Origin of the sequence: Klebsiella sp. Shm-1 (genome assembly GCF_040804525.1) — a bacterium.
In the GTDB taxonomy this organism is placed as follows: Bacteria; Pseudomonadota; Gammaproteobacteria; order Enterobacterales; family Enterobacteriaceae; genus Klebsiella; species Klebsiella pneumoniae.
The window spans coordinates 3,724,200-3,741,042 of record NZ_CP161823.1; the positions used below are offsets into that span (position 1 = coordinate 3,724,200).

A 16,843-nucleotide genomic window follows, 5' to 3' on the forward strand; every position below is an offset into this window, starting at 1 on the left:
TTATTTGTTCTTCGCTTCCAGCGTCGCGAACCACGGCGCGATAAAGTCTTCGGTCTGGCCCCAGCCAGGGATAATTTTCCCCAGCGACGCCACGTTTACCGCTCCCGGCTGGGCCGCCAGCAGCGCCTGGGGAATCGCTGCCGCCTTGAAGTCGTAGGTGGCTGGCGTCGGCTCGCCGGCGATCTTGTTGGCGATCAGCCGCACGTTGGTCGCGCCGATAAGCTTCGGATCCACCGCCACGCTCACCTTCCACGGGCTGCCGGCTTCGCGCATCAGCTGCAAATCCTGGTTGGAAATATCAATGCTGTAGAGTTTGATCTCGGTGCGGCCGTTCTCTTTCAGCGCTTTATAGGCTCCCTGGCTAAAGGCATCCCAGGTGCCCCAGATCGCGTCAATTTTCCCTTTCGGATACTTGGCGAGGATCGCCCCCACCTTGTTGGCAGTGTCGCCCTGCACATCGGATGACACGGCGCCGATCGACTCCAGCTCTTTAATCCCCGGATTTTGCTTCAGCAGCGTCTGGTAAGCCGCCTGACGGCGCTCCATCGGCGGGAAGCCCGCCACCCACAGCTTGACGATGTTGGCCTTGCCGTTGAAATCGTTCACCAGCTGGCCAAAAGAGAGCTCGGTCAGTGAGGCATCATCCTGCTGGCTGACCGTCACCCCGGGGATCTCACCGCTTACCGCGGTATCGAACACCGCCACTTTGATCCCGGCGTCCACCGCCTTCTTCACCAGGGAGGTGGAATACGGGTCACGCCCCTGAGAGAGAATAATGCCATCGTATTTCTGGCTGATGGCCTGGTTGACGAAGTCCTGGAATTTGGCGTCATCGCCGTTGCTCAGGAAGGTGCTGATTTTGAAACCGAGCTTTTTGCCTTCCTGCAGCGCCCCGGCGACAAACTGGGTGGTGTTATCGTCAGACCCGAGGTTGCGGATCACGGCAATGCGGATCGGGCCGTTGTGTTCGGCAATCGCCGCCGGCACCGGCGTCGGGGCGGTGGCCAGCGCCGCCGTCGACTGCAGCAGACCCAGCGTCATCAGAGAGAGTGCGATCTTTTTCATGCGGTTTACCCTGTAAAATGTTAAGTACGGCGCTGAAAATAGGTCAGTGCCAGCGCGCCAGCCAGCACCAACCCTTTAATAATGTCCATCGCGTAATACGGCACCGAGAGCATCACCAGCCCGTTGGAGAGCACGCCGAGGATCACCGCCCCCACCAGCGTCCCCAGGGCGTTTGGTTTGCCGGAGCCCGCCAGCGAAAAGCCGATCCATGCCGCGGCCACCGCGTCCATCAGATAGCCGCCGCCGGCGTTGACCTGCGAAGAGCCGATGCGCGAGGCCAGCAGAATGCCGCCCAGCCCGGCCAGCAGCGAGGCAATCACGTATGCTGCGACTTTGTAACGCGTGATCCGCAGGCCGGAGAGCCGCGCCGCCTCCGGGTTGCCGCCGATGGCGTACATCCGCCGTCCGTGGGTAGTGAACGACAGCGCCAGCTGGGCGATCAGCGTCACCACCAGCATGATAATGACGATGGTCGGCACCTGCCCCAGCGCGCCAAAGGCCGCCGGGATAGTACCCTCCGCCATCTCGCCGCTCGGCAGCACCATGTTTTCGGTAATCGACCCACCATAGCTGTATGTCATTGCCACGCCCTGAATCACAAACAGGCTGGCCAGGGTGGCGAGCATGTCAGGAATGCGCAGCACCACGATCAGAAAGGCGTTAAACAGCCCCACCAGGGTGCAGAGCGCGAGGGTTATCAGAATCGCTTCGGTGGTCCCCAGGCCATGCCAGACAAACAGGGAAATCACCAGCGCGTTAGCCAGCGATGCCGTCGATCCCACTGACAGATCGAAGCCGCCGATGGTGAGGGAAATCGACACCCCAATGGCAATCACCGTCACGATGGCAATCGAGCGCAGAATGTTGATGATGTTGAACGGGTCAAGGAAGTTGTCCGAGGCGAGGCCAAAGACCGCCACCAGCAGCACCACGGTCAGCAACATGCCCCACTTATAGAGAAAATCAAAAAATCGCTGACGGCCCGATACCGTCGCGTTTACTGCCAGGGCCTTGCTCACGCTGCCGCTCCTCCGGTTGAATAATAAAGCAGTGTCTCTTCCCGGGCTTCCGCGCCGGGGATCTCCGCTACGATCCGTCCGTCCCACAGTACGCAGATGCGGTCGCATAAACCGACCAGCTCGGCGAATTCACCCGAGGCATAAATCACCCCTTTGCCTTCCCGTGCCAGACCATCGATCAGCATGAACAGATCGGTTTTCGCTTTCACATCGACCCCTTTGGTCGGTTCGTCAAAAATCAAAACGTTGGCATCACCGCGCAGCCATTTGCCAATGGCCACCTTCTGCTGGTTGCCGCCGGAAAGACGGCGCAGCGTCTGACCGGGACCGGTAGCGCGCACGCCGAGGCGGGCAATCACCTCCTCCGCCCAGCGCCAGGCCTGCCGATGGCCAAACAGGCTCCAGCGCGAAAAGCTGTTATCGGCGCTGACCGCCAGGTTCATCGCGATCGGCTCTTCAATGAAAATGCCCTCTTTGCGTCGCTCCTCCGGGACCAGCGCCAGGCCGCGCCCCACCGAGTCGGCCGGATCGCGCGGTCGCCACGGCTGGCCGTTCAGCTCGCCACGCTGCACCCGGCTTTTGCTGGCGCCGAACAGCGCTTTGCACAGCTCGGTTTTGCCCGCGCCGGCCAGCCCGGCGATACCCAGAATTTCCCCCTTCCGCAGGCGCAGCGAAATATCCTGCAGCAACGCCTCATCATGCAGACCGTCAACCTGCAACAGCACCTCTTCGCCGTGCGGCGGGCGCGGCGGCGGGAAGATATCGCTCAGCTCGTGGCCCAGCATCTTTTCGACGATCTGTTCGCCGCTCAGCGGCCCCATCGGGCCGCTCTCAATCAGCCGCCCGTCGCGCAGCACCGTCAGGGTGTCGCAGATCGCCTTCAGCTCATGGATACGATGCGAAATAAACACCACCCCGATCCCCTGATGCTGCAGACGGCGTACTACCGCAAACAGACGCTCACTTTCATGCTGATCCAACGGCGCGGTGGGTTCATCGAGGATCAAAAAGCGGCAATGGTGCGACAGGGCGCGGGCCAACAGGATTTGCTGTTTTTCGGCGAGCGTGCAGCTGTCAATGGAGCGCCGGACGTCCAGCGCCACATCCAGCTGCGCCAGCGCCTCGCGCGCCAGCTGCCGAACCCGCGACCAGCGGAAGGTCATGCCCGGCTCCGCCAGCCTGTCCAGCATAATGTTTTCCGCAATGCTCAGGCCCGGCACCAGCGCCACGTCCACCTCCTGCTGCACCAGGTGGATCCCCAGCTGTTTAGCATCCCGCGGCGAACGAATGGTGACCGGCAGGTTGTTGATCGTCACTTCGCCCTCATAGTGGGCGTGGGTGCCGCACAGCACGGCCATCAGCGTCGACTTACCCGCGCCGTTGGCCCCGGTCAGGGCATGCACCGACCCGCCATGGAGGGTAAAGTCCACCTTGTTCAGCGCCTGAAAGCCGGAGAAGGCCAGGCTAATGTTATGCATCTCAAGGCGATTCGCGCTCATCACTGCTCCCGTGCGGCAATTAATCTTCTGATTTAACGAATTTTTCATAGCCGCCGCTGGCTGACAACTGCGTAAAAAGCATAAGATACAACGAAATAATATTAGCCATCTGGATGTCCAGACATAACATCAGGTTAGCCCAACACCCATAAGGACAGCTTCCATGAGCAACAGCGATATCCGCGTCGTGCCCGGCCCGGCCAACTATTTCTCCCATCCTGGCAGCCTTGCGCGGCTGAGCGATTTTTTTAACGCCGACCAGCTCTCGCGAGCGGTGTGGGTCTATGGCGAGCGCGCTCTGGCCGGCGCCGAACCTTTTCTGCCGGCGGCCTTCCACCTGCCGGAGGCGAAAAAGATCCGCTTTACCGGCCACTGCAGCGAACGCGACGTGGCGGGGCTGGTGCAGGCCTCCGGTGACGATCGGGCGGTAGTGATTGGCGTCGGCGGCGGCGCGCTGCTCGACAGCGCGAAAGTGCTGGCCCGCCGCCTGGGGGTACCGCTGGTGGCCATCCCGACTATCGCCGCCACCTGCGCGGCGTGGACGCCGCTGTCGGTGTGGTATAGCGACGCCGGACAGGCCCTGAATTTTGAGATCTTCGATGACGCCAACTTCCTGGTGCTGGTCGAACCGCGCATTATTCTCAACGCCCCGGCGGAGTACCTGCTGGCGGGCATTGGCGACACCTTAGCCAAATGGTATGAGGCCGTGGTGCTGGCGCCGCAGCCGGAGGCGCTGCCGCTCACCGTGCGGCTGGGGATTAACGGCGCGCAGGCGATCCGCGATGTGCTGCTGGCCAGCAGCGAAACGGCGCTGGCGGACCAGCGCCGCGGCGATCTGACCCAGGCGTTTCGCGATGTGGTGGAGGCGATTATCGCCGGCGGCGGGATGGTTGGCGGGCTGGGGGAACGTTACACCCGGGTCGCCGCCGCCCATGCGGTGCACAACGGACTGACGGTGCTGCCGCAGACGGATAAATTTCTCCACGGTACCAAAGTGGCCTACGGCATTCTGGTACAGAGCGCCCTGCTTGGTCAGGACGATGTGCTGGCGCAGTTAGTGCAGGCGTATCAGCGCTTTAACCTGCCGACCACCCTGGCGGCGCTGGAAGTCGATATCAATAACCGCGCAGAGCTGGACCGGGTCATTGCCCATACCCTGCGCCCGGGCGAGTCGATTCACTATTTACCGGTGACGTTAACCCCTGAGGTTCTGCGCGCGGCGTTTGAGAAGGTGGAATACTTCAGCCGTTAATCACCCCGACCGTCTATACCTAATGATGATGCTCACCACTCTCGCAACGAGGTCATCATGCAGATCGATTTAACAGGTAAGAAGGCGCTGGTTACCGGCGCCAGCCGTGGGTTGGGTCGCGCCATCGCGCTGTCGCTGGCGCGCGCCGGCGCCGATGTGGTTATTACGTATGAAAAATCGGTCGATAAAGCCCAGGCGGTCGCCGATGAAATAAAGGCCCTGGGTCGGTACGGCGAAGCGGTACAGGCCGACAGCGCCAGCGCGCAGGCGATTCAGGATGCCGTCACCCATGCGGCCCGGTCCCTCGGCGGGCTGGACATTCTGGTCAACAACGCCGGAATAGCCCGCGGCGGTCCACTGGAATCCATGACGCTGGCGGACATTGACGCGCTTATCAACGTCAATATCCGTGGAGTGGTCATCGCCACCCAGGAAGCGCTGGTGCATATGGCCGATGGCGGACGGATCATCAATATCGGCAGCTGTCTGGCTAACCGCGTGGCCATGCCGGGCATCTCGGTTTACGCCATGACCAAGTCCGCCCTCAACGCCCTGACCCGTGGCCTGGCGCGTGATTTAGGCCCTCGCGGGATCACCGTTAACCTTGTCCATCCAGGGCCGACCAACAGCGATATGAACCCGGAAGACGGAGAACAGGCGGAAGCCCAGCGCCAGATGATTGCGGTCGGTCACTACGGCCAGCCGGAAGACATCGCCGCGGCGGTCACCTTCCTCGCCAGCCCGGCCGCCGGGCAGATCTCCGGTACGGGGCTGGACGTGGATGGCGGATTGAACGCCTGATCGCACATTTTCTGCAAGCCTCTGTCGCCCGGCAGAGGCCTTCCCGCACCGCCTCGACGGGTTGCGTTTTGCCTCTTACCTGCGTTTTTTCTCCGCTCTACAGTACCCCATAAGAAATTCGGAATTTATCTAATAGTCTTATTATTTCCTTATATTTTGTGTGGGCGTACAGTGGAGGTACGGATGAAAATTGTCTGGTCAAAAACGGCAGATAAGCAATTTTCTAAAATCGATACTCGGTATAAGAGCCGCATTAAATCCAGGCTGGAGAAGATGGATGATAAAGCTTCACCTATCTCGGATATCAAAAAATTGTCCTCTCCCGAAAACCACTACCGGCTGCGATTATGTGATTACAGAGTCATCTACACCTTTGGGGATCCGCCGGGCGATACCTGCTACGTCGTGGCGGTTAAACGCCGAACCACCACCACCTACCTTCATGAGGAACATACCGAATATGACTATTCAGTACATCAAGGATGAAGAAGGAAAAGACCAGTATGTCGTCATTCCTTACAGCGATTACTTTCGTATGCGCCTGGCTCTGCTGGAGTACGACGACGAGGATGAAAGCGACTGGGAAGATATTCCTTATGAATCAGATATCTATGATGACGTCATGCTGCCGGGCGAAGTATGCGACGTGATGCATAAAGAAAACGTCAGCCTGCAGGCCGCGTGGCGCATCCTGCGCGGGATGTCCCAGCAGGAGGTAGCCGAAAAGCTTGGCATCAGCCAGTCCGCGGTGTCACAGCTGGAAGCGCTGGACTCCCGTCCGCAAAAGCGCACCCGCGAGAAGCTGGCGGCGATTTACGGCTGTACTCAGGAGCAGATCAGCCTCTATCTGCCGAAAGAGGGTTAACAGCACTTCGCCCCGCCCTTGCCGCCGTAGCGCGCGTCCTGGCGTTCGCGAAAGAACTCTTCATAAGTCATCGGCGTCTGATCCGGGTGGGTTATTCGCATGTGCTCGACGTAGTTATCGTAATCCGGCACGCCGATCATCATCTTCGCCGCCTGGCCCAGGTACTTACCTGCTTTGGAAAGGGTGTCAAACATAAGTCATTTCTCTTTTGTATCCCTCACCCCGAGCCTCTCCCAAAGGGAGAGGGAGGATCGGAAATGTAGGCCGGGTAAGGCGAAGCCGCCACCCGGCACACCGGTTAATGCGCGCGCTTCGCCTGCGCGGTTATAGTTTGCGCATCGGCGGGCATCGCCTGGTACGGTGTCTCTTTCGCCGTCGGTTTATCCTCTTTCAGCGCCGCCAGCGCGGTTTTAATCGAGAACAGCGCCAGCACCACCACCACGATCATAAAGAAGATGGTCAGTCCGGCATCGAGACGGTTGTTAAACACCAGCTGCGCCAGCTGTGATTCGGTATATTGCGGCGGAATGTTGCCGCTGTCGATCATCGCCTGGAATTTATTAGCGATCGCCAGGAAACCAACTTTGGTGTCCGGGCTAAACGACTTCTGCCAGCCGGCGGTCAACGTACAGATCAGCAACCAGCTGGTCGGCAGCAGCGCCACCCACGCGTAGCGCTGGCGTTTCATCTTGAACAGGACCACCGCGCAGAGCATCAGCGCCATCCCCGCCAGCATCTGGTTGGCAATACCGAACAGCGGCCATAGGGTGTTAATCCCGCCCAGCGGATCGACCACCCCCTGATGCAGGAAGTAGCCCCAAGCCAGGACGCACAGCGCGGTCGCCAGCAGGTTGGCCGGTAGCGAGCTGGTTTTTTTCAGCCCCGGGCTAATCACGCCCAGCAGATCCTGCAGCATAAAGCGCGCCGCGCGGGTGCCGGCGTCAACCGCCGTCAGGATAAACAGCGCCTCAAACAGAATGGCGAAGTGGTACCAGAACGAGACATCCATCAGTCCGCCCAGCGAGCCGTGCAGGATGTAGGCCATCCCCACCGCCAGCGTTGGCGCGCCGCCGGCGCGGGAGATAATCGACTGTTCGCCGACCTCGCTGGCGATTTGATGCAGCGTATCAGGCGTAATGCTAAAGCCCCAGCCGCTCACCACCTGCGCTGCCGAGGCGACCACATCGGTGGTACCCGCCGGCGCCAGCACCGCCATCGGGCTGTTCATCGCGAAGTAGACGCCCGGATCGATAATACAGGCCGCCACCAGCGCCATAATAGCGACGAAGGATTCCATCAACATGCCGCCGTAGCCGATAAAGCAGGCCTGGCTTTCGTTGGCCAACATTTTCGGCGTGGTGCCGGAGGAGATCAGCGCATGGAAGCCGGAGACCGCGCCGCAGGCGATGGTGATAAACAGGAACGGGAACAGGTTGCCGGTCCATACCGGGCCGGTACCATCGACAAACTTGGTCAGCGCCGGCATCGTCAGGGTCGGGCGCATAATCAGGATGCCAATCGCCAGCCCCACGATGGTGCCGATTTTCAGGAAGGTGGAGAGATAATCGCGCGGGGCCAGCAGCAGCCAGACCGGCAGTACCGCAGCCACAAATCCGTAGCCCACCAGGATCCAGGTCAGCTGTACGCCGGTGTAATCAAACCACGGCGCCCAGGTCGGGCTTTCCGCCACCCAGCCGCCGGAGATGATGGCGAACACCAGCATCACCAGGCCTATCACCGACACCTCGCCGATGCGTCCCGGACGCAGATAGCGGATGTAGATGCCCATAAAGATCGCCAGCGGAATGGTAAAGGCGACGGTATATGTCCCCCACGGACTGTGGGTCAGCGCTTTCACCACAATCATCGCCAGGACCGCGAGGATGATCACCATGATCATAAAGCAGGCCACCAGCGCCAGGACGCCAGCGGTCGGTCCCATCTCCTCTTTAACCAGTTCGCCAAGCGAACGGCCATCGCGGCGGGTCGAAACAAACAGCACCATAAAGTCCTGTACCGCCCCAGCCAGCACCACGCCGGCGAGGATCCAGATCATCCCCGGCAGGTAGCCCATCTGCGCGGCGAGCACCGGGCCCACCAGCGGCCCCGCGCCGGCAATGGCGGCAAAATGGTGACCGAACAGCACTTTTTTGTCGGTTGGAACGTAGTCGAGGCCATCGTTATGCCGCACCGCGGGCGTCATCCGCGTCGGGTCAACGCCGAGCACGGTTTTAGCGATATACAGGCCGTAGAAACGATACGCGATCAAATAAACGCAGACCGCGGCGACGACAATCCACAGCGCGTTTATCTGCTCACCCCGGTTTAAAGCGATATAGCCGAGGGCGAAGGCTCCGATGACGGAGAGCAGCGCCCAGATAAGGTATTTCCCTGAATTATTCATTGTTGTGGTCCACCGGTAGGGTAATCAGGATGTTACATTTTGTTTCTAGATCACAACGCAGAATTTAACAACACCGAAACATCGCAGATGCCGTACACCCACAGAGATTTGTCTCACATTGCTAGCGAGATCACTTAAGGCAGGAAAATGAATGAAAGGGTTACCGTGAACGGTGCCGTTTTTTTTGTCGGGTGGCGGCTAACGCCTTACCCGACCTACAGATACTTAGCCCTGCTAAGCGCAATGCGAGCAGGGACACTCCCGGATGGCGGCGCGCTGCGCCTTATCCGGGCTACCCCATTGCGCCGATACGTAGCCCGGCTAAGCGTAGCGCAAGCCGGGGAAACAGCGGCTTCTTAGCCCAGCACCGCGGTGCCCAGACGACAGGTGCAACAGCGCCGCCCCTTCTCGTCATACACCACAATCTCCCAGCTCTGGCTCTGGCGACCAAGATGCAGCGGACGGCACTCGCCGCGCACTTTCCCGCTGGAGACGGCCCGGTGATGGCTGGCGTTAAGCTCAGTCCCGACGACGCACTGCCCTTCTTCGGTCATCAGCCAACCGGCCATCGAGCCCAGCGTCTCCGCCAGCGCCGCGGAAGCGCCGCCGTGCAGCAGGCCAAACGGCTGATGGGTGCGCGCATCCACCGGCATCTCCGCCTCCAGCAGCCCCTCTTCCAGTCGGGTGTAGATGATGCCAAGATGCGCCACCATGGTATTTTCGCTGCTGGCGTTCAGCGCCGCCAGCGTAAGCTCTCGCTTCCAGGCCATTTACGCCCCCAGCGTCGAGCCGCCATCAACCACGATATCCTGCAGGGTGATATGGCTGGCGTGAGAAGAGGCGAGGAACAGAATGGTATTGGCGATCTCCTGCGGGCGGGCGATTTTACCCAGCGGGATGCCGAGCTTAAACTGCTCGCCGAAGCCGCGGATCCGCTGCTGCTCTGCATCGTCGCTGACCCACAGGGTGCGCTGCATATCGGTATCGGTGGAGCCCGGCGACACCAGATTACAGCGCACCCCGCTGCCCGCCAGCTCAAGGCCTACGGTCAGCGCCAGGCTTTTCAGCGCCGCCTTCGAGGCGCCATAGGCGCTCATGCCGATGCGCGGCGTGTGCGCAGCATCGGAGGCGACGGTGACGATCGCCCCGCCCCGCTGGCGACGGAACTGGGCCATCGTCTGCTGAAACAGGTTGAACGCCCCGCCGACGTTGACCGCGAAGGTCTGCTGCCAGTCTTCCGCGCTCAGCTGGTCGGTAGCGCCCATGCGCAGGATCCCGGCGGCGTTCACCAGCACATCTAAACGCTCGGTGTTCGCCAACAGCCGGCTGCATGCCTCGCGTACCTGGTCGGCATCGGCGACGTCCAGCGTTTCGGTGGCAAACGGGTAGCTTTCGCCGTCAAAGGCGAGGTCGAACCCGGTGACGTTAGCCCCGGCCTCGACGAAAGCCAGCGCGGTGGCATAGCCAATCCCTTTACCTGCGCCGGTCACCCACACGGTCTGACCGCGAAAATCCAGCGCCGCCATTAGTGCACCTCGCGGGTGAGCAGCGCCCACCAGGCGTCGATGGTCGGGTTTTTCGCCAGCATCACGAAGTCGATGTCACCGTGCACTTTGCGCCAGCGGGCGGCCAGGGCCATCATCCGCACCGAATCCAGACCGTAATCGATCAGGTTTTCATCATCCAGCGGTTCGTCGGATTCGTCGAGCAGCGGCAGAATTAGCGCGCGCAGCGCCGCTTTGGAGGCTGGGAGCGGCAGCAGCTCTTCGGTCATCACCACGCGGCCGGAGCGGCCGGCGACGTATTTCAGCGCCATCAGGTGCTCTTCACGGCTGAAATCTGCCAGCGCGTCGGCGACAAAGAACGGTTTGATATCGCGCATGAAAGCATCGGTGGCGGTGGTCATGCAGCCGATATGGGCGTAAACGCCGGTGATGATCAGCTGATCGCGGCCGGTCTCTTTCAGCATCTCCTCCAGCGGCGAGCGATGAAACGCGCTGTAGCGCCATTTCACCAGCACGGTATCGTCTTCATCCGGCGCCAGCGCGGCAATCACCTGCTGCTGCTCCGGCGAGCGGGTCAGACCCGGCCCCCACATATCATTCAGCAGGGCGCGGTCTTCATCGCTCTGCTCTTTCGGCTGGGCAGTGTAGTACACCGGAATGCCGTTCTGTTTGCAGAAGTCGCGCAGGGCAGCGATATTAGCCACCACTTTCTCCATCATCGCGCTGTTTTCGCCCCAGAAGTTGAGGAAATACTCCTGCATGTCGTGGATCAGCAGCGCGGCGCGCGACGGCTCAAAGGCCCAGTTAACTTTGTTCGCCGGAATATCGCTGGCTTCCGGCAGCGCATATGCCTGTAATTTAGGGATTGCCATTCTCTGTTCTCCTTCAGCCCAGCTTGCCTTCGGCCAGCCACTGACGTAATTGTTTTTTATCGACTTTGCCCACCGGCGTCAGCGGCAGCGCGGCAACGCACTCCACGCGGTCCGGCAGTTTAAATTCCGCCACCCCCTGCTCGCGCAGGAAGCGGCGCACGGCGACGGCGCGCAGCGGCGAGGTCACCACCAGATAAGCGCAGCTTTTCTCGCCCAGCAGATTGTCTTCGATGCTGACCAGCGCGGCGTGGATCACCGCCTCATGGCGCAGCAGCAGGTTTTCGATCTCTTCAGCGGCGATCTTCTCGCCGCCGCGGTTGATCTGATCTTTTTCCCGGCCCTGGACGGTGATATACCCATCTTCGTCGATCGAAATCAGATCGCCGGAGCAATAAAACCCCTCGGCGTCAAAGGCTTCCGCGTTATGTTGCGGACTGTTGTAATAGCCGCGGAAGGTATAAGGACCGCGGGTCATCAGACGGCCAACTTCGCCGCGCGGCAGCGGGTTGCCGTCGGCGTCCGCCACCCACACTTCGTCGTCCGGACACATCGGGCAACCCTGGGTGTTGATAATCCGCTCCGGGCTATCGTTGAGGCGGGTGTAATTCACCAGCCCTTCCGCCATGCCGAACACCTGCTGCAGCTGACAGCCGATTTCCGCCGGAATGCGCGCGGCGAGCGTCGCTGACAGGCGCGCGCCGCCGACCTGCAGCAGCTGCAGCGATTGCAGCTGGGCGTTGCTGCCCCATTCGTGAATCGCCTGCAGCCACAGGCTGACTGCCGGCGGCACCAGCGAGGCAACGTTGATCTGATGTTTTTCGATCAGCGGGAAACAGAGCGTGGCGCTCGGGTCAGCGGCGAGGATCACCCGCCCGCCGGCGAGGAAGACGCCGAGCGAACCCGGGGAACTCATCGCATAGTTATGCGCCGCCGGCAGCGCGTTGAGGTAGCGCGTTTCAGCGTTAATCCCACAGATCTCGTTGCTGCGGCGGATACTGTAGTCGTAATCGTTATGGGTGCGTGGGATAAGCTTCGGCGTCCCGGTGCTGCCGCCGGAGAGCTGGAAAAAGGCCACTTCGTCGGCAGGGGTTGGATTGGCGATAAAGTTATCCGCCGGGCGGTTAATCTCCGTCGCCAGATCGCGCTCGCCGCCGTCGTTACGCAACAGTGCGACGCGCAGGGAAGGATGTTCCGCGATAAACGCGTGGAGAAAGCTATCGTCAGCAAACAGAGCGTGCTCGCGATCGGCAATCAGCAGCGCCGGTTTAATCTGCGCGGCGTAGGCGTTAAGTTCGCTGCGCTGGTGGCTGAACAAAGCGTTCACTGGCGCGACGCCGATGCGCAGCAGCGCAAAGAAGGTCATGTAAAACTCGGCGACATTGCCCAACTGCACCAGCGCGGTCTCCCCGCGCTTCAGTCCCTGGCGCTGCAGCGAGCAGGCGAGGTTGTCCACCAGCTGGTTAAACTGGCGGTAGCTAATCTGCCGCTCGCCATCGATAATCGCCACGGCGTCATTGTCCGCGTGACGGGTGATCAGATTGGTTAACGGCAGATCCTGCCAGTAGCCTTTTTGACGATAGCGGGCCGCAAACTCTTCCGGCCAACGGGTAAATGCAATCATCCTTGCCTCTTAGTTCAAGCCAAATACGTTAAGCATGGTGGTCAGTTTGACGCCGGTTTCGCGCCATTCGCCCAGCGGCGAGGAGGCCGGAACAATGCCCGCGCCGGCAAACAGGCGCAGCGTACGCTGCTGCAGACGCGCGCAGCGGATAGTCACCACCCACTCGCCGTTGCCTTCGTCATCGCACCAGCCGACGATGCCGCCGAACAGCTGGCGATCGAAGGGTTCCAGTTCAGCAATCAGGCGCTTCGCCGCCTGATGCGGGAAACCGCTCAGCGCCGGCGTCGGGTGCAGCAGACAGGCCAGCGACATGGCGTTTTCTTCCGCCAGCGCGGTGCCTGCGATCGGCGTCGCCAGATGCCAGAGCGTCGGGGTGGTAATCAGCTGCGGCGACTCCGGTAGCGACAGCTGACTGCTGCGCGGGCCCAGCACGCTCTTCATCGCCTGGGTCACCAGCTCGTGCTCGTGGCGATCTTTGCCGGAGGCCAACAGCCTGTTGCCTGCTTCCCGATCCAGCACATCGTCCGGCTGGCGACGGGCGGAGCCGGCCAGCGGCAGAGAGCTGAAGTGCTGTCCTTCTTTACGCAGCAGCAGCTCCGGGCTGGCGCCCAGCAGCACGCCGCCGTCGGAGAGCGGCACGTGGAAGTTAAAGCTGGCGGGGTTCTGGGCGATCAGTCGCTCCATCAGCGCGCCGCTGTCGACGCGGTCGCGGGTGGTAATATCGATAAGCCTTGATAGCACCACTTTGTCGACTTCCGGGGTGGCGGTCAGCGCGGCGGCGCGTTCCACCATGGCTAAAAACGCGTCCTGCTCCGGGATCTCCCGACGCTCCACCACCTCCATCGCCTCCAGCGGCGCGGCATAGCGGGCGGAACGCTGCTTTTCCGGGCGAGAGAACGCTTCCCAGCGCTCGGGGATATAGAGCTCGGAATGCTGACAGGTGTCGAACGGGATAGCCCCGACCATCACCGGCTTGCGGATCCCCGCCGCCCGGGCCTCGGCAAAGGCGGCCGCCATCTGCTGCTGGAACTCGCCGTTCAGCGCATCGCCGCCAACGGCGGGCTGTGAGAAGCGACGGAAGCAGCCTGAAGTGGTAAAACTGCGGTACGGCGACATAAAGAAGAAGCTGTCCGGCGACAGGGTCCGGGTCGGTTTCTTTACATCCTCAGCCAGTGACGTTTCCATATCATCCTCCAAAAACGATAAAGATATTAAGAATAATTATCATTTATATTTTGGTTGGCTAACCTAAAAGGTATTGCCCGCCATGTCAACCGCGTTACGTCATGGCGCCGCCACTTTGGCTTGCATCCTGCTGACACAAAGTTGAAAATGAGACGCATTTATCACCTTTCAAATCAGGATGCGATGACGTGAACTTCTTTTCTTTCTGCCGCCGCGGTGCGCTGACCGGCATGCTGTTGCTTTTAGGAATTACCTCAGCCCAGGCGGCGGACTGGCCGCGCCAGGTCACCGACAGCTACGGGACGCATACCCTGCCGAGTCAGCCGCTGCGCATTGTCTCCACCAGCGTGACGCTTACCGGTTCGCTGCTGGCGATTGACGCTCCGGTGGTCGCCAGCGGCGCGACCACGCCGAACAACCGCGTCGCCGATAGCCAGGGCTTTCTGCGCCAGTGGAGCGAGGTTGCCAAAGCCCGCAAGCTGGCGCGGCTGTACATCGGCGAACCAAGCGCCGAAGCGGTGGCCGCCCAGATGCCGGATCTGATCCTGGTGAGCGCGACCGGCGGCGACTCCGCCCTGCCGCTGTACGATCAGCTTAAAACCATCGCCCCGACGCTGGTCATCAACTATGACGATAAAAGCTGGCAAACCCTGCTCACCCAGCTGGGGCAGATCACCGGTCATGAACAACAGGCCAGCGCGCGCATTGCCGACTTCAATAAACAGCTCGTTTCGTTAAAAGAAAAAATGAAACTGCCGCCGCAGCCGGTGACCGCCCTGGTCTATACCGCCGCCGCGCACAGCGCCAATATCTGGACGCCGGAATCGGCTCAGGGGCAGATGCTTCAACAGCTGGGCTTTAGCCTGGCGACGCTGCCGGGCGGCCTGCCCGCCAGCCATAGCCAGGGTAAACGCCACGATATCGTGCAGCTGGGCGGGGAGAACCTCGCGGCCGGTCTGAACGGCCAGAGCCTGTTCCTGTTCGCCGGCGACCAGAAAGATGCGGATGCCATCTACGCCAACCCGCTGCTGGCGCATCTCCCGGCGGTCGCAGGCAAACGCGTCTACCCGCTGGGCACCGAGACCTTCCGCCTTGACTACTACAGCGCTCTGCTGGTGCTCCAGCGTCTCTCCAGCCTGTTCGGCTAACGCGGGCTGCGCCATCAGGACGGGAACGCGGCCTGCACACCTTGCCGGGCGGCGCTTGCCCGGCCTACTGAGCTTGCACCGGCCTGCCGTACCCCAGGCCCGGTAAGGCGCAGCCGCCACCGGGCATCAGGCCGGGAACCCGGCCTGCACACCTTGCCGGGCGGCGCGGCGCTTGCCCGGCCTACTGAGCTTGCACCTGCCTGCCGTACCCCAGACCCGGTAAGGCGCAGCCGCCACCGGGCAATCGCACCCGACTTAACTTTCGTTGACAATTTCCGGGCGCTGGAAACGGCGCAGCTCGCGTAGCAACCCAACCAGCAGCACACCGACAAGCGCCAGCGCCCAGCCGCTGGCGCTGGCGGATGCCGCCGGCGTCATTACCGCCCCTAAGCCGCCGAGCAGCGCCGCGCCGATGGCGTCGCCGGTGACGTTTTGCGCGGTCCACAGACCGTTAATCCGCCCGAGCATATGTTCCGGCGTCTGGGTCTGAATCAGGGTGTACTGCAGCAGCGAGCTAATAGCGCTCAGCCAGCCAAACAGCGCCAGGCACAGCGCGCCCAATGCCCAGTGCGGCATCAGGCTGAACAGCGCAATGGCGACAAACGATCCCACCGTCGTCGCCAGCATCAGCGCGCCCGGCCGCACCGTCTGGGCCAGCTGGCCGCTGGTCAACGCCCCCAGCGCCGCACCGAGCGGAATAGCGGCGTACAGCAGGCCAATCTGTCCGGCCGACATCTGCCAGCTACCGGCCAGCGCCGGATAGAGCACCCGCACCGCGCTGGCCATGGTCAGCAGACCGCCAAGCAGCGCAATCCCGCCGATAAGCGGGCTCCGGCAGAGGAAGGTCAGCCCCGCCAGCAGGGAGCGCAGCGGATGCTCGCGCGGCTGCGGAGGCGGCGGCAGCTGCGGCAGACGCAGCAGGGTTAAGGTGGTGATAAAGGTCCCCGCCGCCGCCAGGCCAAAGTTCCAGGCCACGCCGCCGGTGGCCAGCAGCAGGCCGCCGATCATCGGCGAAATCACCGAGCCCAGGCGCACCGTCAACATAGTGATGGCCCCGGCCTGCATCAGGTTTTCCCGTCCCACCAGCGCCGGGGTCGCCGCCAGCAGCGCGGTCACCCCCAACGAGGCGAAGAACCCGTCCCAGATCCCCAGCAGGTAGATCGCCGCCAGCGACGGCTCCGGCAGCAGGGCGTTCAGACACAGGCCGACAAAGCCCACGCCGCAGGTGCCGCGCGCCAGCAGGATCAGGCGTTTACGTTCATAGCGGTCAGCCAGCACGCCCCCCACCATCAGACCAACAAACATCGACGCCCCGGTCAGCGTCACCGACAGCCCGACCTGCCAGGTCGAATGGGTCATCATCTGGATCTGCACCGGAATGGCCACGCCCAGCAGGCCAAGCGACAGAATAGAGATAAAGCGAGCGATAAAAACGGCGCGAAACGCCGGGTGAGTTTTCAGCAGGCTGAGATTGAGCAGCCAGGATTGTCGGTTCATTACAGCGCCTTGTCGTTATTTTTAATACCCTTTTTACTGTGGGTCATGCTACCATAGCTGAATAAAATCGATAACGATAATTACTATCATTATCATATCAGGGATGTCAG

General features: G+C 61.5%; 16 protein-coding genes. 5 read left to right on the forward strand and 11 right to left on the reverse strand.

The features are described 5' to 3' along the window. Genes AB1E37_RS18390 through AB1E37_RS18400 form a run of 3 tightly spaced genes read right to left on the reverse strand, consistent with a single transcriptional unit; the run spans position 1 to position 3,583 of the window. Positions 1-1,065, reverse strand: coding sequence for a sugar ABC transporter substrate-binding protein (locus AB1E37_RS18390; protein ID WP_032447408.1), 1,065 nt, complete (start codon positions 1,063-1,065; stop codon positions 1-3). 20 nt (positions 1,066-1,085) lie between these two features. Continuing rightward, positions 1,086-2,084, reverse strand: a complete 999-nt coding sequence (locus AB1E37_RS18395) for an ABC transporter permease (protein WP_004176906.1) — start codon at positions 2,082-2,084, stop codon at positions 1,086-1,088. Next, the gene (locus AB1E37_RS18400; protein WP_004183363.1) at positions 2,081-3,583 is read right to left on the reverse strand and encodes a sugar ABC transporter ATP-binding protein; all 1,503 of its coding nucleotides are present in this window, start codon (positions 3,581-3,583) and stop codon (positions 2,081-2,083) included. Before AB1E37_RS18400 ends, AB1E37_RS18395 begins: the two co-directional genes overlap by 4 nt. A gap of 163 nt (positions 3,584-3,746) precedes the next feature. On the opposite strand from AB1E37_RS18400, the gene AB1E37_RS18405 reads away from it, so the two are divergent. The 4 genes from AB1E37_RS18405 (at position 3,747) to AB1E37_RS18420 (ending at position 6,501) form a co-directional block, all read left to right on the forward strand. After that, complete coding sequence (locus AB1E37_RS18405) at positions 3,747-4,835, forward strand: oxidoreductase (RefSeq protein WP_023279722.1); 1,089 nt, start codon at positions 3,747-3,749, stop codon at positions 4,833-4,835. 57 nt (positions 4,836-4,892) lie between these two features. Continuing rightward, a complete protein-coding gene (locus AB1E37_RS18410; RefSeq protein ID WP_021464368.1) occupies positions 4,893-5,636 on the forward strand; it encodes an SDR family NAD(P)-dependent oxidoreductase in 744 nt (247 codons plus the stop codon). Between the two features lie 183 nt (positions 5,637-5,819). Next, entirely contained in the window at positions 5,820-6,122 is a 303-nt protein-coding gene (locus AB1E37_RS18415) for a type II toxin-antitoxin system RelE/ParE family toxin (protein WP_023284842.1), read from the forward strand. Beyond that, a complete protein-coding gene (locus AB1E37_RS18420) occupies positions 6,097-6,501 on the forward strand; it encodes a helix-turn-helix transcriptional regulator (protein ID WP_004176911.1) in 405 nt (134 codons plus the stop codon). The genes AB1E37_RS18415 and AB1E37_RS18420 overlap by 26 nt, the downstream gene beginning before the upstream one ends. On the opposite strand, the gene AB1E37_RS18425 is transcribed toward AB1E37_RS18420, so the two are convergent. The 7 genes from AB1E37_RS18425 to entC form a co-directional block, all read right to left on the reverse strand. After that, positions 6,498-6,695: a YbdD/YjiX family protein gene (locus AB1E37_RS18425; protein ID WP_002893903.1), complete on the reverse strand. Its 198-nt coding sequence runs from the start codon at positions 6,693-6,695 to the stop codon at positions 6,498-6,500. The two genes, AB1E37_RS18420 and AB1E37_RS18425, sit on opposite strands and share 4 nt — an antisense overlap. A 104-nt stretch (positions 6,696-6,799) precedes the next feature. After that, positions 6,800-8,905 (reverse strand): pyruvate/proton symporter CstA, encoded by a 2,106-nt coding sequence (gene cstA, locus AB1E37_RS18430; protein ID WP_012737624.1) that lies wholly within the window; start codon positions 8,903-8,905, stop codon positions 6,800-6,802. A 356-nt stretch (positions 8,906-9,261) separates the two neighbouring features. Continuing rightward, positions 9,262-9,675 (reverse strand): proofreading thioesterase EntH, encoded by a 414-nt coding sequence (entH, locus tag AB1E37_RS18435; protein WP_002893892.1) that lies wholly within the window; start codon positions 9,673-9,675, stop codon positions 9,262-9,264. Next, positions 9,676-10,422, reverse strand: coding sequence for a 2,3-dihydro-2,3-dihydroxybenzoate dehydrogenase EntA (gene entA / locus AB1E37_RS18440; RefSeq protein ID WP_024622880.1), 747 nt, complete (start codon positions 10,420-10,422; stop codon positions 9,676-9,678). It abuts the gene before it with no gap. 8 nt (positions 10,423-10,430) lie between these two features. Further along, on the reverse strand, positions 10,431-11,282 hold the full coding sequence (entB, locus tag AB1E37_RS18445) for an enterobactin biosynthesis bifunctional isochorismatase/aryl carrier protein EntB (protein ID WP_004183356.1): 852 nt from the start codon (positions 11,280-11,282) through the stop codon (positions 10,431-10,433). A 13-nt stretch (positions 11,283-11,295) separates the two neighbouring features. Beyond that, the gene (entE, locus tag AB1E37_RS18450) at positions 11,296-12,903 is read right to left on the reverse strand and encodes a (2,3-dihydroxybenzoyl)adenylate synthase EntE (RefSeq protein WP_020324573.1); all 1,608 of its coding nucleotides are present in this window, start codon (positions 12,901-12,903) and stop codon (positions 11,296-11,298) included. A 9-nt stretch (positions 12,904-12,912) separates the two neighbouring features. Continuing rightward, a complete protein-coding gene (gene entC / locus AB1E37_RS18455; protein ID WP_021464372.1) occupies positions 12,913-14,088 on the reverse strand; it encodes an isochorismate synthase EntC in 1,176 nt (391 codons plus the stop codon). A 188-nt stretch (positions 14,089-14,276) separates the two neighbouring features. Here entC and fepB point away from each other — a divergent pair, with 188 nt between their 5' ends. Beyond that, positions 14,277-15,236: a Fe2+-enterobactin ABC transporter substrate-binding protein gene (gene fepB, locus AB1E37_RS18460; protein WP_002893881.1), complete on the forward strand. Its 960-nt coding sequence runs from the start codon at positions 14,277-14,279 to the stop codon at positions 15,234-15,236. A 255-nt stretch (positions 15,237-15,491) separates the two neighbouring features. Here the strand turns inward: fepB and entS are convergent, their stop codons facing one another. Next, the gene (gene entS / locus AB1E37_RS18465) at positions 15,492-16,733 is read right to left on the reverse strand and encodes an enterobactin transporter EntS (RefSeq protein WP_004147525.1); all 1,242 of its coding nucleotides are present in this window, start codon (positions 16,731-16,733) and stop codon (positions 15,492-15,494) included. Positions 16,734-16,843 lie beyond the last annotated feature (110 nt).